General features: G+C 72.2%; 20 protein-coding genes. 8 read left to right on the top strand and 12 right to left on the bottom strand.

The window, feature by feature from the left end; translation table 11 throughout:
- Positions 1–49: 49 nt before the first annotated feature.
- A complete protein-coding gene (locus ACWDYJ_RS02040; protein WP_451563498.1) occupies positions 50–862 on the bottom strand; it encodes an IclR family transcriptional regulator in 813 nt (270 codons plus the stop codon).
- A gap of 137 nt (positions 863–999) precedes the next feature.
- Between ACWDYJ_RS02040 and ACWDYJ_RS02035 the strand changes: the two genes are divergently transcribed.
- From ACWDYJ_RS02035 to ACWDYJ_RS02020, 4 genes are all read left to right on the top strand, one after another.
- Positions 1,000–2,523, top strand: coding sequence for an aldehyde dehydrogenase (NADP(+)) (locus tag ACWDYJ_RS02035; RefSeq protein ID WP_451563497.1), 1,524 nt, complete (start codon positions 1,000–1,002; stop codon positions 2,521–2,523).
- 115 nt (positions 2,524–2,638) lie between these two features.
- Entirely contained in the window at positions 2,639–2,857 is a 219-nt protein-coding gene (locus ACWDYJ_RS02030) for a hypothetical protein (protein WP_451563496.1), read from the top strand.
- A gap of 222 nt (positions 2,858–3,079) precedes the next feature.
- Complete coding sequence (locus ACWDYJ_RS02025) at positions 3,080–4,330, top strand: TerD family protein (protein WP_451563495.1); 1,251 nt, start codon at positions 3,080–3,082, stop codon at positions 4,328–4,330.
- Between the two features lie 103 nt (positions 4,331–4,433).
- The gene (locus ACWDYJ_RS02020; RefSeq protein ID WP_451563494.1) at positions 4,434–4,610 is read left to right on the top strand and encodes a hypothetical protein; all 177 of its coding nucleotides are present in this window, start codon (positions 4,434–4,436) and stop codon (positions 4,608–4,610) included.
- Between the two features lie 96 nt (positions 4,611–4,706).
- Here the strand turns inward: ACWDYJ_RS02020 and ACWDYJ_RS02015 are convergent, their stop codons facing one another.
- Together ACWDYJ_RS02015 and ACWDYJ_RS02010 are read right to left on the bottom strand one after the other, a co-directional pair.
- On the bottom strand, positions 4,707–6,146 hold the full coding sequence (locus ACWDYJ_RS02015; RefSeq protein WP_451563493.1) for an alkaline phosphatase PhoX: 1,440 nt from the start codon (positions 6,144–6,146) through the stop codon (positions 4,707–4,709).
- 256 nt (positions 6,147–6,402) lie between these two features.
- A complete protein-coding gene (locus ACWDYJ_RS02010; RefSeq protein WP_451563492.1) occupies positions 6,403–7,917 on the bottom strand; it encodes a hypothetical protein in 1,515 nt (504 codons plus the stop codon).
- A gap of 290 nt (positions 7,918–8,207) precedes the next feature.
- On the opposite strand from ACWDYJ_RS02010, the gene ACWDYJ_RS02005 reads away from it, so the two are divergent.
- The 3 genes from ACWDYJ_RS02005 to ACWDYJ_RS01995 all read left to right on the top strand — a co-directional run bounded on the left by ACWDYJ_RS02005 (position 8,208) and on the right by ACWDYJ_RS01995 (position 11,013).
- On the top strand, positions 8,208–10,049 hold the full coding sequence (locus tag ACWDYJ_RS02005; RefSeq protein ID WP_451563491.1) for an endonuclease/exonuclease/phosphatase family protein: 1,842 nt from the start codon (positions 8,208–8,210) through the stop codon (positions 10,047–10,049).
- Positions 10,050–10,173: 124 nt separating this feature from the next.
- Positions 10,174–10,623, top strand: coding sequence for an N-acetyltransferase family protein (locus tag ACWDYJ_RS02000; protein WP_451563490.1), 450 nt, complete (start codon positions 10,174–10,176; stop codon positions 10,621–10,623).
- Positions 10,624–10,758: 135 nt separating this feature from the next.
- Complete coding sequence (locus ACWDYJ_RS01995; protein ID WP_451563489.1) at positions 10,759–11,013, top strand: hypothetical protein; 255 nt, start codon at positions 10,759–10,761, stop codon at positions 11,011–11,013.
- A 71-nt stretch (positions 11,014–11,084) separates the two neighbouring features.
- Here the strand turns inward: ACWDYJ_RS01995 and dapD are convergent, their stop codons facing one another.
- Together dapD and ACWDYJ_RS01985 are read right to left on the bottom strand one after the other, a co-directional pair.
- Positions 11,085–12,065, bottom strand: a complete 981-nt coding sequence (gene dapD, locus ACWDYJ_RS01990) for a 2,3,4,5-tetrahydropyridine-2,6-dicarboxylate N-succinyltransferase (protein WP_451563488.1) — start codon at positions 12,063–12,065, stop codon at positions 11,085–11,087.
- A gap of 9 nt (positions 12,066–12,074) precedes the next feature.
- Positions 12,075–13,346, bottom strand: coding sequence for an MFS transporter (locus tag ACWDYJ_RS01985; RefSeq protein ID WP_451563487.1), 1,272 nt, complete (start codon positions 13,344–13,346; stop codon positions 12,075–12,077).
- An 80-nt stretch (positions 13,347–13,426) separates the two neighbouring features.
- Here ACWDYJ_RS01985 and ACWDYJ_RS01980 point away from each other — a divergent pair, with 80 nt between their 5' ends.
- A complete protein-coding gene (locus ACWDYJ_RS01980) occupies positions 13,427–14,329 on the top strand; it encodes a winged helix-turn-helix transcriptional regulator (protein WP_451563486.1) in 903 nt (300 codons plus the stop codon).
- A gap of 15 nt (positions 14,330–14,344) precedes the next feature.
- Here ACWDYJ_RS01980 and ACWDYJ_RS01975 read toward each other — a convergent pair whose 3' ends face one another.
- From ACWDYJ_RS01975 to sufD, 7 genes are read right to left on the bottom strand one after another with little or no spacing between them, the layout of a single operon-like run.
- Entirely contained in the window at positions 14,345–15,706 is a 1,362-nt protein-coding gene (locus ACWDYJ_RS01975; RefSeq protein WP_451563485.1) for a hypothetical protein, read from the bottom strand.
- A gap of 28 nt (positions 15,707–15,734) precedes the next feature.
- A complete protein-coding gene (locus ACWDYJ_RS01970; RefSeq protein WP_361599178.1) occupies positions 15,735–16,079 on the bottom strand; it encodes a metal-sulfur cluster assembly factor in 345 nt (114 codons plus the stop codon).
- Positions 16,076–16,537 (bottom strand): Fe-S cluster assembly sulfur transfer protein SufU, encoded by a 462-nt coding sequence (gene sufU / locus ACWDYJ_RS01965; protein ID WP_451563484.1) that lies wholly within the window; start codon positions 16,535–16,537, stop codon positions 16,076–16,078. The genes ACWDYJ_RS01970 and sufU overlap by 4 nt, the downstream gene beginning before the upstream one ends.
- A gap of 25 nt (positions 16,538–16,562) precedes the next feature.
- A complete protein-coding gene (locus ACWDYJ_RS01960) occupies positions 16,563–17,819 on the bottom strand; it encodes a cysteine desulfurase (RefSeq protein WP_451563483.1) in 1,257 nt (418 codons plus the stop codon).
- Positions 17,816–18,580, bottom strand: coding sequence for a Fe-S cluster assembly ATPase SufC (gene sufC / locus ACWDYJ_RS01955; RefSeq protein ID WP_451563482.1), 765 nt, complete (start codon positions 18,578–18,580; stop codon positions 17,816–17,818). The genes ACWDYJ_RS01960 and sufC overlap by 4 nt, the downstream gene beginning before the upstream one ends.
- A gap of 7 nt (positions 18,581–18,587) precedes the next feature.
- Positions 18,588–18,905 carry a bifunctional 3-phenylpropionate/cinnamic acid dioxygenase ferredoxin subunit gene (locus ACWDYJ_RS01950; protein ID WP_451563481.1) on the bottom strand — a complete coding sequence of 106 codons (318 nt, stop codon included), beginning with the start codon at positions 18,903–18,905 and terminating at the stop codon, positions 18,588–18,590.
- On the bottom strand, positions 18,905–20,083 hold the full coding sequence (sufD, locus tag ACWDYJ_RS01945) for a Fe-S cluster assembly protein SufD (RefSeq protein WP_451563480.1): 1,179 nt from the start codon (positions 20,081–20,083) through the stop codon (positions 18,905–18,907). The genes ACWDYJ_RS01950 and sufD overlap by 1 nt, the downstream gene beginning before the upstream one ends.
- Positions 20,084–20,108: the final 25 nt, after the last annotated feature.

The raw sequence follows: 20,108 nt of genomic DNA, 5'->3' as shown, positions 1-20,108 counted from the left end.
AAGGTGAACCGCCTCCCCCGCGCGGGGGAGGAACCACCGCCCCTCCCCCTCACATCCGCCGTGTCACCACCGACAGCCGGTCCCGCGCCTCGAACAGCGCCGCCTTGATCACCTGTTCGTGCCCCGGCGTCAGCCGCGCCACCGGCACCGAGCAGCTCACGGCGTCCCGCGCCGGCGTCCGGTACGGCACCGCCACGCCGAAGCAGCGCAGCCCGAGCGTGTTCTCCTCCCGGTCCACCGCGTACCCCTGCTCCCGCACCAGCGCCAGCTCGTCCACCAGCCGCTCCCGGTCGGTGATGGTGTGCTCCGTGACCGCCTCCAGCCGCCGGGGCAGCAGCCTGCGCACCTCCTCGTCGGTGTGCGTGGCCAGCAGCGCCTTGCCGAGCGCGGTGGAGTGGACCGGCAGCCGCCGCCCGACACGCGTGAAGGGCCGCAGGTAGTGCTGGGACTGCCGGGTGGCGAGGTAGACGACGCTCGTCCCGTCCATCCGGGCCAGGTGGATGGTCTCGGTGGTGTCGTCGGAGAGCCGGTCCAGAGTGGGCCGGGCCGCCGCGACCACCTCGTCCCCGTCGATGTACGAGCTGCCGACCAGCAGGGCCCGTACGCCGATGCCGTAGCGCGTCCCGGTGGCGTCCGTCTCCACCCACCCCAGCCCGACCAGCGTGCGCAGCAGCATGTACAGGCTGGACTTGGGCAGGGAGAGGTCGCTCTGGATGTCGGCCAGGCTGTGCAGTCCGGGCCGCGCCGCGAAGTGCTCCAGGAGCAGGACCGTGCGCACCGCCGACTTCACCGGTGCCGTCGCGTGCGCTCCGGCGCCCGTGGCCCCGAGGGCGGCAAGGTCCCCCGAATCGGCTGTCGTCATACGCCACTTCCCCTCTGGTCGGCTCTGATCGCCTCTTGCTCACACGGTGGACGCGGAAATAGAGTCCGCAGCAGAAGTGATCATTCATCCACCGGAACGGCGTTCAGAATACTGAACGATCCAGGAGGTAGTGGGCCATGGCAGCGACACCAGTCTGGAGTGTGGACCCCCGCACCGGGAAGCAGCGCGAGCAGGTTGCGGTGGAAGCCACACCCCAGGAGGTGGACCAGGCCGTACGCGCGGCCCACGCCGCCCGCGGGGCATTGGCCGACGCCACCACCCGCGCCGCCTTCCTGCGGACCGCCGCCGAGCTGCTCGACGAGGCCGGCCCCCACGTCGTCGAGGCCGCCGACGCCGAGACCGCGCTGGGCCCCGGCCGCCTCACCGGCGAGCTCGCGCGCACCACCGGCCAACTGCGGGCCTTCGCCGACGCCGTCGAGGAGGGCGCGTACCTCGACATCCGCATCGACCGCGCCGACCCCTCCCTCAGCCCGCCGCGCCCCGAACTGCGCCGCTACAAAGTGCCGCTCGGCGTGGTCGCCGTCTACGGCGCCTCCAACTTCCCGCTCGCCTTCTCCGTGCCCGGCGGGGACACCGCGAGCGCCCTGGCCGCGGGCTGCCCGGTCGTCGTCAAGGCCCACCCCGACCACCCGGCCACCTCCGAGCTGTGCGCCTCGCTGCTGCGCCGGGCGGCCGTGGCGGTCGGCCTGCCGGCGGACGTGCTCACCCTGGTCCACGGCTTCGACGCCGGTCTGGAGCTGATCCGCCACCCGCTCGTCGCCGCCGCCGGATTCACCGGTTCCATCCGGGGCGGGCGGGCCCTGTTCGACGCCGCCGCCGCCCGGCCGGTGCCCATCCCCTTCCACGGGGAACTCGGCTCCCTCAACCCCGTCGTGGTCACCCCGGACGCCGCCGCCGAGCGCGCCGAGGTGATCGGCGCCGGACTCGCGGACTCCGTCACCCTGGGCGTCGGCCAGTTCTGCGTGAAGCCGGGCCTGGTCCTGGTCCCCGAGGGCGCGGACGGCGACCGGCTCACCGGCGCGCTCACCAAGGCCCTCGGGGAGACCGAGCCGGGTGTCCTGCTCGACCACCGGATGCGGGACAACTTCATCACCGGGGTCCGCGAGCGGGCCGCGCTGCCCGGCGTCACCGCCCCCGTCACCCCGGGCTCCGGCGGGGACCACACCGTCGGCGCGGGCTACCTGAGCGTGCGGGCCGGGAGCCTGCTGGAGGACAGGGCCTACGAGGTGCTCCTGGAGGAGTGCTTCGGACCGGTGACGGTCGTCGTCCGGTACGCGGACCAGCGCGAGGCGGCCGCGGTCCTGGGCCGGCTCGGCGGGAACCTCAGCGCCACGCTCCAGCTGTCGGCGGCCGAGACCGAGGGCGCGCCCGGTCCGGCCGGCGAACTGATCGGGCAGGTCACGGGACTGGCGGGCCGGATCGTGGTGAACGGCTGGCCGACCGGGGTCGCGGTGGCCCCGGCCCAGCACCACGGCGGCCCGTACCCGGCGGCCACCTCGCACTCCACCTCCGTCGGCGGCACCGCGATCGAGCGCTGGCTGCGCCCGGTGGCCTACCAGTCCGTGCCGGACGCGCTGCTTCCGCCGGAGCTGCGCGAGGCCAATCCGCTGGGGCTGCCGCGCCGGGTGACCGGGGGCTGACCCTCGGCTGACCCAGGCCTGCCCGGACGCCGCCGACACGGGGTGTCCGGGCCCGCTGCCGGGACGCCGGATATTCCGTTGCCGCCCCCGCCCCGGGGCGGGCAGGCTGCGGATCATGCCGAAGCCGCACGGATTCACGTACGAGAAGCAGGGCGACGACGTCCTCATCACCCACCACGGCCGCACCGCGGCCACCCTGCGGGGCGGCCGGGCGGGCAGGTTCCTGACCGAGGTGGAGTCGGGTGACGCGCAGCTCGTGATGGCCCGCTGGACCGGCGCGTACAAGTTCGGCAACGAGCGCACGGCGAAGAACCACCCGCGCAACCAGCGCTGAAATCTCCCGCGAGGGGTGGGAGCACCCGATCCGGCGGCGGACGGCACCGACCCTGGAGGCGTACCGCCGAGCGGGACGAGAACGCGGGGACCCCGTGCGTCCAATCCGTTCGGAATGCGCCCAGCCAGCACCAGTGGCTCAACGACTCACTCATGTGCGCACTGGCCAGAAACGGTAAGGGAACGGCAGAGCCCCTCCGGTCGTTGTCCGGGCATGACCGCTATGACCCCTGGATCCAATCTGCCGCTCAATACCGTCCGTGTGACGGTGGATGTGGCTGCCCCCGTCCGGCTCGACGTATCGGGGCTCCTCCTGACGGCGGACGGCAAGGTGCGCTCGGACGCCGATTTCATCTTCTACAACCAGCCGTCCGGGCCCGGCGTCAGCTACCGGTCCGGTGGCGGGTCGGCGCCGGACTCCATCACCGTGGACACCGGCGCGGTGCCCCCGGGCATCGAGCGGATCGTCGTCACGGCCAGTCCCGATGCCGCCGGGCAGACCTTCCAGGGCGTCGAGCCCACCGCCACCGTGCGGGACGCCGTCGGCGGGTCGGTGATCGCCACCTTCACCCCGCCGCGGCTCGGCTCCGAGACCGCGCTGGTGGTCGTCGAGGTCTACCAGCGCGGAGGCGTGTGGAAGGTGCGCGCGGTCGGCCAGGGGTACGCCAACGGCCTCGCCGGCATCGCCACCGACTTCGGGGTCTCCGTGGACGAGGAGCCGGCCCCGGCCGCCGCCGCCCCGGTCGCCCCGCCCGCCCCGCCGACCCCGCCCGCGCCGCCGGTCTCCCACCCCGCCTCCCCCTGGCTCGGCGGTCCGGCGACCACCCCGGCCGCACCGCCCGTCCCGCCGCCCGCACCCCCGACGGCTCCCCCGGCAGCGGCACCCCTCGGCGCCGGGAAGATCAACCTCGACAAGGGCCGGGTCAGCCTCCAGAAGAACCAGACCGTCTCCCTGGTCAAGGGCGGCCGCCCGCTGCTCTCCCAGGTCAAGATGGGTCTGGGCTGGGAGCCCGCCTTCCGAGGCCGCGACATCGACCTCGACGCGTCGGTCATCGCGTACGGCCCGCAGCGCAACCACATCGACAGCTGCTACTTCGGCAAGCTGTCCATCCTGAACGGCTCCGTCAAGCACTCGGGTGACAATCTGACCGGCGAGGGCGCCGGGGACGACGAAGTCATCGTCGTGGACCTCGGCCGGCTGCCCGCCGACGCCACCGGCCTGGTCTTCACGGTCAACTCCTTCTCCGGCCAGAAGTTCACCGAGGTCGCCAAGGCCTACTGCCGCCTGATCGACGCGGCGAGCGGCGAGGAGCTGGTCCGCTTCGACCTCACCGGCGCCGAGCCGCAGACCGGGGTCATGATGGCGAAGCTGATCAAGCAGTTCTCCGGCGAGTGGGAGATGACGGCCATCGGCGACTTTGTGAAGTCCCGCACAGTACGTGGCATGGTCAAGCCCGCGTCGCAGGCACTCTGAGCAGGTGGGCGGGCACATGGCGAGACCCGGCACCCAGACCGGGTGATGGATGCCACGCGTAATCCGGAGGTGGCTGTCAGTGCCCGCCCGTAGCCTTGAAGCCATGCAGAACCCACTCCGGCCCGCGGGTCCCGCCCGCCCGTCCGCCGCCGAGGTGAACGAGGCGATACGGCACCTGGTCGAGGCCGGGGTGGACGGCGAGTGGCCTTCGGAGGCGTACGAGTTCCTCCTCGAGGAGTGGGCCACGGCCTCCCGCGCGGAGGTCGCCGCGGGCCCGTGAGCCGCGGGTGAGGCGGCCTGGGCCGGCGGGTGAGGCCGGGCGAGCCGACGGGCCGACGGGCCGACGGGCCGACCCACGCCAGGCACCCCGGCGGGCTCAGTGACCCCGCCGCCACGGCCCGGTGATGCCCAGCAGGAGGCCCGGGTCCTGGATGCCCACGTACAGGGTGCGTCCGTCCGGGGAGAAGCAGACCCCGGCGAATTCCGAGTACTCCGGCGCCTCGGCCGAGCCGATGTTCAGCTCGTTGCGCGCCAGCGGATAGGTGCGGCCCGACGCGGTGGCGCCGAACAGGTGCTGCAAGCCGTCCCCGTCCTCGGCGAGGATCACGCCTCCATGCGGCGAGACGGTGATGTTGTCGGGGCCGTCGTAGCCGCCACCGGCCGACGGATCCGCGTTGACGCCGATCAGGACCGTGAGCCGCAGCGTGCGCCGCTTGGGGTCGTAGAACCACACCTGGCCGTCATGCGCCTCACCCGGGCTCTCCGCACGGGCGAAGGAGGAGACGAGGTACGCCCCGCCGTCGGCCCACCACATGCCCTCCAGCTTGCGGCCGCGTGTCACGGCCCCGTCCGCGAACTGCTCGCGCACGGGCAGGGTCCGCGCGTCGCGGTCCGTCACCTCCGCCCAGTCGACCCCGTAGACGGTGCCGATCTTCGTCGCGCGCGAGAGGTCGTCCACGAACCGGCCGGAGCTGTCGAAGCACTTGGCGGCCGCGAGCACCCCGGCATCGGCGGCGAGCGTACGCAGCCTGCCGTGCCCGTGCCGGAAGCCGCTGGGCGGGGTCCAGCGGTAGAACAGCCCGTTGGGGCCGGAGGCGTCCTCCGTCAGATACGCGTGACCCCGGCGCGGGTCGATGACCACGGCCTCGTGGTCGTAGCGCCCGAAGGCCTTGACGGGCTGCGGGTCGAGGTTGGCGCGGCGGTCGTGCGGGTCGACCTCGAAGACGTAGCCGTGGTCCTTGGTCATGCCGTTCTGGCCGGCCCGGTCCGAGTTCTCCTCGCAGGTCAGCCAGGTGTCCCACGGGGTCACGCCGCCCGCGCAGTTCGTCGACGTACCGGCGATGCCCACCCATTCGGCGACCTCGCCGCCGCGCCGGACCTCGACGATCGTGCAGCCGCCGGACGCGGCCGGGTCGTAGACGAGGCCCTCCGCGAGCGGAACGGGGCGCTCCCAGCGCGTGCGCGGCCCCTTCAGCTCGTGGTTGTTGACGAGGAGGGTGACCCCGCGGTGGCCCGCGAAGGCGGCCGTCCCGTCGTGGTTCGATGGGGTGCTCTCGCCGGATTCGAGGGTGGTGACCCCGCTGTGGGTGAGCACGCGGTACGTGAATCCGGCGGGGAGCGCGAGCAGTCCGGCCGGGTCCGGGACCAGCGGGCCGTAGCCGGGGCCGTGCGGCCGGCCGTGCTCGTCGTGGCGCGTGGTGTCGTCGGCCGCCAGCGCGCCCGGGGCGGTGGCGAGGGCGCCGACCATGCCGGTGAGGGCGACTCCGGCGCCCGCGAGGACGGTCCGGGCGGTGAAATCTCTACGGCTGAGGGGCATCGGGTCTCCAGGAGTGGGGAGGTGGAGCGCGCCTGGCGTACGGTCGTCGGCGCACACGCTCCCGCCCGTACGTGAACGGCGGCTGAACTACCCAGAAAGGCGGGCCGACCCCTTCCCGGTGGCCGAAATGGCCAACTCCGGCCACGGGAACGGCCTGTTCTCCACCACCGTCCCCCACTCCGCCCGACGGCCGGGCCCCCGAGCCGGCCCCGAGCCCGGCCGCAGCCCGGGCCCCGAGCCCGGCCGCCGACCCCCGTCAGGACTGCCGGGAGCGAGCCTTGAACGCCGCCTTGCGGGCCTCCTTCGAGGCCTTCCTGTCCGGGTGCAGCCGCCCCATCGCCTCCAGGACGTACGCCGTCGCCGGGTGCTCCACGCGCCACGCCTGCTCGAAGAAACCGGCGTGGTGCTCCGTCAAGGTCCGCATCAGCAGAGGCAGTTCCTCGGTCTCCCCGTCCGCCGCGAGCTGCGCCGCGATGGTGTCGATGGTCAGCCAGAACACCATCGCCCCGTCGGGAGCCGGTACGTCGGCCACTCCGTGCTCGGCCAGCCAGACCCGGGCGAGCCCGCCGAGCTGCGGGTCGTCCAGGACGGCGCGGACCGCCGGTTCGGCCTCCGGCCCGGCCGGGGTGAGCGCCTGCTGGCAGCGCAGTCTGCGCAGCGGGGCGCCCTCGTCGTCGCCGCGGGCCGCGGCGAGCAGTTCGGTGACCGCGGCGTGCGGTTCGCGGCCGGCCAGCCACTGCTCGATCTCGCCCTGCGCCGCGCCCTCGGGGTAGAAGGAGACCGCGCCGAGCAGCGCGTCCGCGCCCTTGCCGGCCAGGTCCCCGATGGCGGGGGCCTCGACGCCGGCCTCCAGCATCCGGGCGCGCACGCCGTACAGGCCGAGCGGGGTCAGCCGTACCATCCCGTACCGGGAGACGTCCTCGTCGTCGTCGGCGCCCGGGGAGGCCGTCTCGTCGAAATCGTCGGCCTCCGCCAGCAGTTCCTCGTCGACGGGCCGGAACTCGACCAGGCCGATCGGCTCGAGCTGCCGGAACTGGTCGTCGAGCCGCATCATCGCGTCCGAGACCTGTTCCAGGACGGCGTCGGTCGGCTCACCCATGTCGTCGGGCACGATCATCGACGCGGCGAGCACCGGCAGCGGCACCGGACCGTCGCCGGCCCCGCCCTCGGAGACGGTGAGCAGGTAGAGGTTGGCGAGCACCCCGTCGAGGAAGTCCGCCTCGCGCTGCGGGTTCCAGTCGAGCCGGTCGAAGTCGATCTCGCCGCCCTCGTCCAGCGCGTCGACGAGGTCGTCCAGGTCGGGCACGGCCGCGTCCGCGAGGACGGTGTCCAGGGCCGCCAGCCACAGGTCGAGTACGTCGCCGGGCGCGCCGCCCGCCACCAGGGCGAGGTCCTCGCCCGGGGCGGCGGTGCCGTACTCCGGCTCGACGCCGTCCGGGCCGTCCGGGCCGTCGGCCGCGTCCACCGCGTCGCCCGCGTCCTCGTCCGGTTCCGTCACATCGACCAGTCCGGTGTCCACCGCCACCCGCCAGGCCTGACTCGCGCGCACCGGGCTCTCCTCGTCGCCGGCGTCCAGGCCGAGCACCACTGCGGCCTCGGGCAGTTGGTCGGCGACGAGTTCACCGCCGACGTCGACGCGGGTGTGGGGCCCGGCCCAGCGGGCGAGGCGGACGGCGCGGGCGAACAGCGGGGCGACGAGGGCGTCGCGGGCGAGCTCCGCATCGGAGTGCAGCCGTACCGGCGGCAGCGTGGGGTGCGGCTCTGCGGACATGGGGTGGTTCTCCTCGGACGCGGTGGGGCGGTGGTGCCGTCGGCGACAAGATGCCGGGTGCCTACGGGGCAACCCCCGGGCGGTACCGGGCCGTCAGGCCTCTTACGGCGCCCCAGCGTAGACGCATTTCGGGCACGCCCGGCGGGCCATCGCCTTTGGTTCATCCCACAGTCCGCTGCCGGATGCCCTGGAGGCCTTGACAACTTTGCTGGTCACCCAGGAAATTGACGCGCGTAGACATATCGAGACCCTCAGGGTTCCCCCTCCTCCACACACCGGAGTCCCCGCCCATGCGCTCCTCGCATCCCCGTTCCGCCGCCGTCGCGGCCCTCGTCGCCTCCGCCCTGGCCACGGGCCTGCTCGCGGGCTCCGCCGACGCGGCCGAAGGCGCCGTGTCCGCCGATCCGGTACGCATTCACGACATCCAGGGCGCCACCCGGATATCCCCGCTCAACGGCAAGCCGGTCGCCGGCGTCGAGGGCATCGTCACGGGCGTGCGTACGTACGGCTCGCGCGGCTTCTGGATCCAGGACGCGGACGCCGACGACGACGCCGCCACCAGTGAGGGCGTCTTCGTCTTCACCGGCTCGGTCCCGACCGTCGCCGTCGGCGACGCGGTCAAGGTCTCGGGCACGGTGGGCGAGTACGTCCCCGGCGGCTCGAAGTCCGGCAACCAGTCGGTCACCCAGATCTCCAAGCCGACCGTCACCGTGGTCTCCTCGGGCAACGCGCTGCCCGAGGCCGCCGCGGTCAACGAGTACACGGTGCCCGCCGCCTACGCCCCGGCCGGCGACCCCGCCGCCGAAGGCAGCATCAACGGCCTGACCCTGGAGCCCGCCCGCTACGCCCTGGACTTCTACGAGTCCCTGGAGGGCATGAACGTGGCGATCGGCACCTCGCGCGTGGTCGGCGCCACCGACCCGTACGCGGAGCTGTGGGTCACGGTGAAGGGCTGGGAGAACGCCGCCCGGCGCGGCGGCACGGTCTACGGCTCGTACGAGTCCCAGAACACCGGCCGGCTCCAGATCCAGCAGCTCGCCCCGCTCGCGCAGCAGCCCTTCCCGGTCGCCAACGTCGGCGACAAGCTGACCGGCACCACCGAGGGCCCGCTCGACTTCAACCAGTTCGGCGGCTACACGCTCGTGGCCCGCACCCTGGGCACGGTCACGGCGGGCACCCTCGCCCCCGAGAAGACCAAGGCGCAGTCTCCCGGCGAGCTCGCGGTGGCCACGTACAACGTGGAGAACCTCGACCCGAGCGACCCGCAGACGAAGTTCGACGCGCTCGCCAAGGCGGTCGTCGACAACCTGGCCTCCCCGGACATCCTGGCCCTGGAGGAGATCCAGGACGACAACGGCGCCAAGAACGACGGCACCGTCTCGGCCGAGCGGACGCTGACGAAGTTCACGGCGGCGATCGCGGCGGCGGGCGGCCCGGCGTACCAGTGGCGGACCGTCGACCCGGAGAACAACAAGGACGGCGGCGAGCCCGGCGGCAACATCCGCCAGGTGTTCCTCTTCAACCCCGAGCGGGTCTCCTTCACGGAGCGCGCGCCGGGCGACGCGGCGACGGCGACCGGTGTGGTGCGCGAGAACGGCCACGCGGCCCTGACCCACTCCCCCGGCCGGATCGACCCGGCGAACGCGGCCTGGGAGAACAGCCGCAAGCCGCTGGCCGGCGAGTTCGTCTTCCGCGGCCGCACAGTCTTCGTGATCGCCAACCACTTCGGTTCGAAGGGCGGCGACGAGGGCCTGACCTCGCACCACCAGCCGCCGGTGCGCTCCTCGGAGGCCAAGCGGCTGCTCCAGGCGCAGTCGGTGAACCGTTTCGTCAAGGACATCCTGGCGGCGGAGAAGGACGCGAACGTCCTCGTCCTCGGTGACATCAACGACTTCGAGTTCTCGGCGACGACGGACGCGCTGGCGGACGGCGGGGCGCTGTACCCGGCGATCAAGTCGCTGCCGAAGGCGGAACGTTACTCCTACGTGTTCCAGGGCAACGCCCAGGTGCTGGACCAGATCCTGACGAGCCCGGCGATCAAGAAGTTCACGTACGACAGCGTGCACATCAACGCGGAGTTCGCGGCCCAGAACAGCGACCACGACCCGCAGGTGCTGCGCTTCCGCCCATAGGTCCCGCAGCCCTCGCAGTCCCCGTAGTTCCCGCAGTTCCCGCAGTTCCGCAATTCCCGTAGTTCCCAAGGCCGCAGGGGGTGCGGCCGCCGTCCCGGCCGTGCCCCCTGCCACAATCCGATCCATGATCTTCCGCACCGCGACCCGCCAGGACCTGCCCGCCGTACTCGCCCTGCTGGCCGACGAGGAACGGGTCCTCGACCCGGCCTCGGTCGTGGTCGGCGAGGCGCACGAGCGGGCCTTCGCCGACATCGAGGCGGACCCGCGCAACGAGATGCTCGTCCTCACGGACGGCGACGAGATCCTCGGCTGCCTCCAGCTGACGTACGTCCCCGGCCTGGGCCAGGAAGGGCAGCAGCGGGCGCTGGTGGAGGCGGTGCGGATCCGCGCGGACCGGCGGGGCGAGGGCCTCGGCGCGGAGGTGATGAGGCTGGCGGTGGAGCGGGCCCGCGAACGCGGCTGCGGACTGGTCCAGCTGACCAGCAACAAGCGGCGCTCCGCCGCGCACCGGTTCTACGAGCGCCTCGGCTTCGCCCGCAGCCACGAGGGTTTCAAGCTGCCCCTGAAGTTGTAGGGGTTGTCCTGCCGGGTGCAATGGGGGACTTTCGGCCCTGGCGTGACGCTCGACACATCCCCGTCGAATGGGCCGGATTGTGGTGTTGAGTATCTCCACCGCCCGATCCCTCCCCCCGATCGTCCGGAGGACCGCGTGTTCCCCTCCATCTCCGTCGTCCAGGAAATCGGCATCGCCGTCCTGCTCGTGGTCGCGCTCGTCCGGGTCGTCGGGCTCGCTCGCACGCTGTGGGACAACCGCTTCCACCAGGAGGGCCCGGCCGCCTCCGAGTCCCTGCCGCTCATCCCGTCCCAGCGCGACCGCGCCGCCCACCCGATGGAGTCGGTGGAGCTGACCGAGGCGGAGAAGCAGGCCTTCGCAGGCCTGATCCGCACGATCCCCCTGCACTGACCGCGGACACGCACAACGCCCCTCCACCCGGCCACGGGGTGAGGGGCGTTGCGATGACCGGCCCGTGAAGGTCAGTTGTGGCTGTGCAGGATCTCGTTCAGGCCGCCCCAGGCCGCCTTGTACGGGCGGGCCTCGACGGCGCCGGTGACCGAGTTGCGGCGGAAGAGGATGTTGTCGGCGCCCGAGAGTTCGAGGGCCTTGACGATCTGGCCGTCCGGCAGGGTGACGCGGGTGCCCGCGGTCACGTAGAGGCCGGCCTCGACGACGCACTCGTCGCCCAGCGCGATGCCGACGCCCGCCTCGGCACCGACCAGGGTGCGCTCGCCGATCGAGATGATCTGCTTGCCGCCGCCCGAGAGGGTGCCCATGGTGGACGCGCCGCCGCCGATGTCGGAGCCGTCGCCGACCACGACGCCCGCCGAGATGCGGCCCTCGACCATGGAGGTGCCCAGGGTGCCGGCGTTGAAGTTGACGAAGCCCTCGTGCATGACGGTGGTGCCCTCGGCGAGGTGCGCGCCGAGGCGGACGCGGTCCGCGTCGGCGATGCGCACGCCCTTGGGGGCGACGTAGTCGGTCATGCGCGGGAACTTGTCGATCGAGGTGACCTGGAGGTGCAGGCCCTCGGCGCGGGCGTTCAGGCGGACGGTCTCGACCTGGTCGACGGCGACCGGGCCGAGCGAGGTCCAGGCGACGTTGGCCAGCAGGCCGAAGACACCGTCGAGGTTCTGGCCGTGCGGCTTGACCAGGCGGTGGCTGAGCAGGTGCAGGCGCAGGTACGCGTCGTGCGCGTCCAGCGGCTTGTCGTCCAGGGAGGCGATGGCGGTGCGGACGGCTACGACCTCGACCCCGCGGACCGCGTCCGAGCGCAGGGCCTTGGCCGCGGCGGCGCCGAGGAGCTCCACGGCCTGCTCGGCGGTGAGGCGCTCGGTGCCGGCCGGGCCGGGCTCGGCGGTCAGCTCGGGGGCGGGGAACCAGGTGTCGAGGACGGTGCCGTCTGCGGCGATGGTGGCAAGTCCGGCGGCGACGGCGCCGGTGGTACGCGTAGCAGTCATGCCCGAAACCTAACCGGCGACGGCCCGAGGTCGCGAACCGGTCTCATGTGCCGGTCCCACCGCGTGTCGCTCCCCCGCGTCGGCCGCCTTACGAGTGGCCGCCCGCCCCTGCCGCACCGACAGCCCGATCACCACCGCGCCCGCCCCGGCGGCCAGCACCGCGCACAGCGGCCACAACAGCCCGGGGGCCGCCGCGTACAGCGCCCCGCCCGCCGGTGGTCCGAGGACGACGCCGCTGACCGAGACCCCGGCGTACAGGCTCTGGAAGCGGCCCACCGCGTGCTCGGGGGCCTGGTCGGCCACGTAGGCGGTGGCGGTGGTCTTGTACAGGATCTCGCCGAGGCTCAGCAGCACCATCATGGCGACGGCGGTCGCCACCCCCGCCCCGAGGAGCAGCGCCGCGTAACCGGCGCCGACCAGCACGAGCCCGGCGCCGATGACCGCCAGCGGCGGCCGGTCGCGCAGGGCGACGGCGGCGGGCAGCTCCAGCAGCAGGACGAGCGCCCCGTTGAGGGCGATGACGAGCCCGAAGGCGCCGACGTCGAGGCCGTGGTCGGCGAGGAAGACGGGGAAGGCGGTGTACTGCTGCCGGTACACGACGTCCGTGACCAGGATCGCTCCGAGGAGCACGAGCACGGCGGGCCGCGCCCGCAGTTCGGCCCCGATCCCGCGGCGGCCCGGACCCCCGTCCGGGGCCGCGGCGGGCTTGGCGGCCGCACCGCGGGCGGGCACGGCCCGGGCGGTCCAGAGCGCGAAGAAGAGGGTGCCCAGGCCGTCGCCGACGAAGAGCCACTCGTACGAGAACCCGGTCGCGATCAGGGCTCCCAGCGGCGGGCCGAGCGTGAAGCCGCCGTTGGAGACGCATCGGACGACGGCGAACGCCTGTCGGCGGGCGCCCGCCGGGACGGAGACGGCCACGAGCGCGGCGTTGGCGGCCCGCACCACGCCGGAGGTGTACTGCGCCAGCGGCAGGGCGGCGTACAGCAGCGGCGTGGACAGCGAGGGGAAGGTCATCAGGGTCAGGCCGCCGAGGGCCGAGGCGACGAGCAGCACCCGGCGGTGGCCGAAGCGGTCGCCGTACCAGCCGCCGGTGAAGTTGCCGGCGACCAGGCCGACGCCGCCGATGCCGGTGACGAGGCCCGCCTCGGCGGCGCCGAGGCCGCGTGGGCCGGTCAGGTAGAGGAAGACGAAGACGAAGGTGAAGCTGACGACCGCGTTGACGAACACCCCCGCAGCCAGCAGCCACACAACCCTCGGTACGTCTTTGAGCCCCTGCGGCACACCACGCCCCCCTCGTGAGTTCCCTTTGGGAACGGACTATGCCAGCATGACAGCCTGGGGTCAACGGACAAAGGAGTGCCATGGCCCAGCGCACACACCTCGGCGACGCGGACTGCTCCATCGCCCAGGCCCTCGACGTCGTGGGCGACTGGTGGACGCTGCTGATCGTGCGCGACAGCGCACGCGGCCTGTACCGCTTCGACGAGCTCCAGCGCGAGCTGGGCATGTCCCGCAAGGTGCTCGCCGAGCGGCTGAAGCTGCTGGTCGAGGCCGGGGTGCTGACGCGCGAGCCGTACCAGGAACGCCCTGTGCGGCACGAGTACCGGCTGACCCCGCGCGGGCGGGGGCTGCTGCCGGTCCTGGTGGCCCTCCAGGACTGGGGTGACACCTGGGTCCTGGGAGAGGGAGAGATGACCGCGACGACCGGGGAATCATCGAAGGAGGCGGCGCGGGTCCACGCGCTGCGCGGCACCAGGCTGCCCGAAGTGGTGCTGCCGGACCGCTTCGGCGAGTTCCGCGACCCGGTGGCGGACACACCGTTCACCGTCCTGTACTGCTTCCCGGGCGCGTACGCCCGGGCCGAGTCCTACCCGCCCGGCTGGGCGGGGATCCCGGGCGCGAAGGGCTGTACGTTCGAGTCGTGCACGTTCCGCGACCAGCTGGCGGAGTTCACCGCGGCCGGCGCGACCGTGCACGGGGTGTCGACCCAGCGGCCCGACGAGCAGCGCGAGTTCGCGGAGCGGGAGCGGCTGCGGTTCCCGCTCCTCTCGGACGCGGAGCTGGACCTGGTGACCGCCCTGCGGCTGCCGACGTTCCGCGCGGCGGGAGTGAGCCGGATCAAGCGGCTGACGCTGGTGGTGGACCGCGAGCGGACCGTGCGCGAGGTGATCTATCCCGTCGGGGACATCGAGGCGAGCGTGAAGGCGGCCCTCACGGCGGTCCGGACGGCCACGGGCAGCCCGGCGAGGGCCACGGCCGGGTGAAGCCGTCGCTGTGCTTCAGCGCAGCGTGAACCAGGCCGCCCGTGCCTTCTTCCACTCCGGGTGTTCCAGGTCCTTCGCCCGGCGCCCGTCCCCGTACAGGTCGGCGCCGCCGTTGTCGCTGATCAGCTGTACGCGGCTGCCCGGGGTCCGCAGGTCGGGAACGCTCACCACGGCCTCCCAGGCGCCGCCCGCGCCGGTGGCCGGCAGGTCGGCGCGCTTGGTCGGCGCGTGAGCGGGGACGCCGTCCCACGCGTAGAGCGCGGACGGGCCGCCTGCGCCGTCAGCGGCCCCGGAGCCGGAGCCGGAGCCGGCCAGAATCAGGTACTGGCCCGCGGCGTTCTTGCGGATGTCCCGGACGGCCAGTCCGCCGAGGTCGAGTTCGATGCCCGGCCCGAAGACCGCCTTCGCCCCGTCCGCCAGGACCCGGTCGACGTTGGTGACGGGCACGATCAGCGCCTTGCCTCCGACCGCGCCGCCGGGGTGCGTGACGGAAGCCCGCGGGGCGCGCAGGCCGAGGTACGCCGTCGTCGTGGACCCGGGCGCGAACTCCAGCCCCTCCACGTCGAGCCCGCCGGTCCCCGCCGCGAAGCCGTACCGGTTGCCCCGCGCCGCGTCCCAGGCCAGCAGGTCCTCACGCAGGCCCCGGTGGACGCCGCCGAGGACGACCTCGGTCCCGGCCCCGGAGCCGGTGATCCGCGTGGTGAAGACGGTGTTCCGCTCGGCCCTGTACGTGCCGTCCCGCGCGTTCCCGAGCGAGCCCGTCCAGTAGACGGTGTCGCCCACCCGGGCGGCGGCCTCGATGTCGGCCTCCCGCTCCGCGCCCAGCGCGGCGCCGAGGTCCCAGCTGCGGACCGGCGCGCCGGAGCGGGAGCCGTCGTACAGCCGCAGCACGTCGGACTCGTCGTCGGCCACCAGTACGTGCCCGCCGCCCACGTCCACGGCGGCCGACGCGTCCGCCGACCCGGTCAGGTAGCGCGTGGCCGGGGCGTCGCCCACCGGCGCCGAGGCGGCGTAGGAGAGCGTGGCCGTGGCGGTCTTCCCGCCGCGGCCGGTCACCTGAAGGGTCAGGTCGGTGTAGCCCTGCCCTCGGGCCCACACCGTCAGGCTGCGGTCGCCGCCCGGCGTGCGCTGCTGGCGTACGTCGGCCACGCCCGCCACCGCCGGATTGCCGGAGGACACCACCCGGAGCCGCAGGAACCCGGCCGGCACGCCCGCCTGCTCGACGTCCACCGTCACCGCCGGGTCGCCGGACGCGTCGACCGCGCCGCTGAGGTGCGTGGCGGACAGCGAGATCCGCGGGACCTCGTACGCGGGCGCGCTCACCCAGGCGCCCACCAGCGCGGCAGCCGCGAACAGCACGGAAGGCCCCCAGCGCAAGCGCCGGGGGCCTTCCTTCACGCACATCTCAGACGTTGAAGCCGAGGGCGCGCAGCTGCTCACGGCCATCGTCCGTGATCTTGTCCGGGCCCCACGGCGGCATCCAGACCCAGTTGATGCGCAGTTCGTTGACGATGCCCTCCGTCGCCGACTTCGCCTGGTCCTCGATGACGTCCGTCAGCGGGCAGGCCGCCGACGTCAGCGTCATGTCGAGGGTGGCGATGTTCGCGTCGTCGACGTGGATGCCGTAGATCAGGCCCAGGTTGACAACGTCGATGCCCAGCTCGGGGTCGACCACGTCGTAGAGGGCCTCGCGGACCTCTTCCTCGGTGGCCGGCTTGATCGACGCCTCGGGCGTCGCGTTCTCGGTCATGCCGTCTTCCTCTCCGCGTCGCCCAGTGCCTGGGCGGTCGCGTCCTTCCAGGCCATCCAGCTCAGGAGAGCACACTTCACACGCGCCGGATACTTGGAGACACCGGAGAACGCGACGGCGTCCTCCAGCACCTCCTCCATGGCCTCGTCGGGTTCTATCTTGCCCTTGGACTGCATCAGCTCCAGGAAGGCCTCCTGGATCTTCCGCGCGTCCGCCAGCCGCTTGCCGACGAGCAGCTCGTTCAGCACGGACGCGCTGGCCTGGCTGATGGAGCAGCCCTGGCCCTCGTAGGAGACGTCGGTGAGCGTCTCGCCGTCGTACTTCACGCGCAGCGTGATCTCATCGCCGCACGTCGGGTTGACGTGGTGCACCTCGGCGTCACCCTCGCGCAGGCCACGCCCGTGCGGGTGCTTGTAGTGGTCCAGGATCAGTTCCTGGTACATCGAATCGAGCTTCACAGCGTCCTCGTCCTCGTCGCCCTGGTCAGCCGAAGAAGTTCCGTACGTGCTCCAGCCCGTCGATCAGTGCGTCGACCTCGGCCGGAGAGGAGTACAGGTAGAAAGACGCTCGCGTGGTCGCGGGAATTCCGTACCGCAGGCAGACCGGGCGGGCGCAGTGGTGTCCCACGCGGACGGCGATGCCCTGTTCGTCGAGCACCTGACCGACGTCGTGCGGGTGGATGTCACCCAGGACGAAGGAGATCGCGGCGCCGCGGTCCTCGGCCGTCATCGGGCCGATGATCCGCAGGTCGGGCACCTCCAGCAGGCGCTTGACCGCGTACTCGGTGATCGCGTGCTCGTGCGCGGCGATCTTGTCCATGCCGATCGCGCTCAGGTAGTCCACGGCCGCGCCGAGGCCGACGGCCTGGGCGATCGGGGGCGTACCCGCCTCGAACTTGTGGGGCGCCGGGGCGTACGTCGAGGCGTGCATCGACACGGTCTCGATCATCTCGCCGCCGCCGAGGAACGGAGGCAGGTCCTCCAGGAGCTCCTGGCGGCCCCAGAGGACGCCGATGCCGGTCGGGCCGCACATCTTGTGGCCGGTGAAGGCCACGAAGTCGGCGCCGAGCGCCTGGACGTCCAGCGGCATGTGCGGAGCGGCCTGCGAGGCGTCGATCAGCACCAGGGCGCCGACGTCCTGCGCGCGCCGGACGATCGCCTCGACCGGGTTGATCGTGCCCATGATGTTGGAGACCAGCGTGAAGGAGACGATCTTCGTCTTCTCCGTGATGACCTCTTCGATGTTGGACAGGTCGAGCCGGCCGTCGTCGGTGAGGCCGAACCACTTCAGCTTCGCGCCGGTGCGCTGCGAGAGCAGCTGCCACGGCACGATGTTGGAGTGGTGCTCCATCTCCGTGATGGCGATCTCGGTCTCGCGGTCGACCCGGTAGGGCTCGTCCGCCCAGCCGAGCATGTTCGCGACCAGGTTGAGCGACTCCGAGGCGTTCTTGGTGAAGATCACCTCGTCGCGGCTCGGCGCGTTGATGAACGCGGCGACCTTGTCGCGAGCGCCCTCGTACAGCGCCGTGGCCTCCTCGGCGAGCACGTGCACGCCGCGGTGGACGTTGGCGTTGTGCTGCTCGTAGTACTCGTTCAGCGCGTCGAGCACCTGGCGCGGCTTCTGCGAGGTCGCCGCGTTGTCCAGGTAAACGATCTTCTTCCCGTCGTGGACCACACGATCCAGCAGGGGGAAGTCCTTGCGGATCGCCTCTACGTCGAGGAGGCCAGGCATCTGAATCACGCGGTCGCGCCACCCTTCACGTACTTGTCGTAACCCTCGGCCTCCAGCTGGTCGGCGAGCTCGGCGCCACCGGACTCGGCGATGCGGCCGTTCGCGAACACGTGAACGAAGTCGGGCTTGATGTAGCGCAGGATGCGCGTGTAGTGCGTGATCAGCAGCGTGCCGACCTCACCGGACTCGCGGACGCGGTTGACGCCCTCGGAGACGACGCGCAGCGCGTCGACGTCCAGGCCGGAGTCGGTCTCGTCGAGGATCGCGATCTTCGGCTTCAGAAGCTCCAGCTGAAGGATCTCGTGGCGCTTCTTCTCACCGCCGGAGAAGCCCTCGTTGACGTTGCGCTCGGCGAAGGCCGGGTCCATCTGGAGCTGCTCCATGGCGGACTTGACCTCCTTCACCCAGGTACGCAGCTTCGGCGCCTCGCCGCGGATGGCGGTGGCCGACGTACGCAGGAAGTTGGAGACCGAGACGCCGGGGACCTCGACCGGGTACTGCATGGCGAGGAACAGGCCGGCGCGGGCGCGCTCGTCGACGGTCATCTCCAGGACGTCTTCGCCGTCGAGGGTCACGGTGCCGCCGGTGATGGTGTACTTCGGGTGACCGGCGAGCGAGTACGCCAGGGTGGACTTGCCGGAGCCGTTCGGACCCATGATGGCGTGCGTCTCACCCTGCTTGACGGTGAGGTCGACGCCCTTGAGGATCTCGCGGGCGCCGTTTTCGGCCTCGACGGAGACGTGCAGGTCGTGGATTTCAAGCGTTGCCATGGATACCTCAGGACTCCTGGGTGAGGGAGACGAGCACGTCGTCCCCTTCGATCTTTACGGGGTATACGGGTACGGGGCGCGTAGCGGGAAGTCCCGACGGCTTGCCGGTGCGCAGGTCGAAGGACGATCCGTGCAGCCAGCACTCGATCATGCAGTCCTCGACCTCGCCCTCCGAGAGCGAGACGTTCGCGTGCGAGCAGATGTCGTTGATCGCGAACACCTCCCCCTCGGCGCGGACGACGGACACCGGCGTGCCGTCGATTTCCACCCGCTTGGGGGTGTTCTCCTCCAGCTCGCTCAGCGCACAGGCCTTGACGTAAGTCATCAGACGGACGCCTGCAGCTCGGTCTCGATCCTCGTGAGCAGGCGCTCCTGGATGTCCGGGACACCGATCTGCTGGACGAGCTCGGCGAAGAAGCCGCGCACGACCAGACGACGGGCCTCGTCGGCCGGGATGCCGCGGGCCTGGAGGTAGAAGAGCTGCTCGTCGTCGAAGCGGCCGGTCGCGGAGGCGTGTCCGGCGCCGACGATCTCGCCGGTCTCGATCTCCAGGTTCGGCACCGAGTCGACCCGCGCGCCGTCCGTCAGGACGAGGTTGCGGTTCATCTCGTAGGTGTCGGTGCCCTCGGCGCTCTTCTCGATGAGGACGTCACCGATCCAGACCGCGTGGGCGTCCTGGCCCTGGAGCGCGCCCTTGTAGACCACGTGCGACTTGCAGTGCGGCGCGATGTGGTCGACGAAGAGGCGGTGCTCCTGGTGCTGGCCGGCGTCCGTGAAGTACAGGCCGAAGAGCTCGGCCTCGCCGCCGGGGCCGACGTAGGACACGCGCGGGTGCAGGCGTACGAGGTCGCCGCCGAAGGTGACCACGATCGACTTGAAGCTCGCGTCGCGGCCGATCAGGGCGTTGTGCTGCGAGACGTGGACGGCGCTGTCGTCCCAGTCCTGCACCGACACGACGGTGAGCTTGGCGCCGTCGCCGACGAGGAAGTCGACGTTGGCGGCGCGCACGCCGTCACCGGTGTGGTCGATGACGATGACGGCCTCGGCGAAGGCCTGCACGTCGAAGACGGTGTGGCCGAAGGTGGTGCCGCCCTCGCCGTGCAGCGAGACGCGCACGGGCTCGGTCAGGACGGCCTCCTTGGGCACGGTCACGACCGTCGCCTTGGCGAAGGACGAGAACGCCTGGGCGGCGACCCGGTCCACCGGGGTGCCGGCCCTGCCGATGCGCGCGTCGCCGCGCTCCACCGTCTCCACGAGCACGCCCTCGGGCGCGTCGATCTGGGCCTTCATGGTGCCGTTGGCGACCGCGGTTCCGTCGTGGAGACCACGCAGACGCGCCAGCGGGGTGAACCGCCACTCCTCCTCGCGGCCGTGGGGCACGGGGAAGTCCGCCACGTCGAAGGACGGGGGGGCGCTCATCCGGGTGGCGACGGTGGACTCGGCGGCCACCGCGATCGCGCCGGCGGTGGTCGACCCCACCGGAATGTTCTGAGCCTCAGCCATGGCTGTCGTGTTGCTCGCTCTCATT

The sequence above is a fragment of the Streptomyces sp. NPDC003042 genome (genome assembly GCF_053591315.1).
Note: the sequence above shows the minus strand (reverse complement) of the source record. Positions and strands in the feature narration are given on the sequence as shown.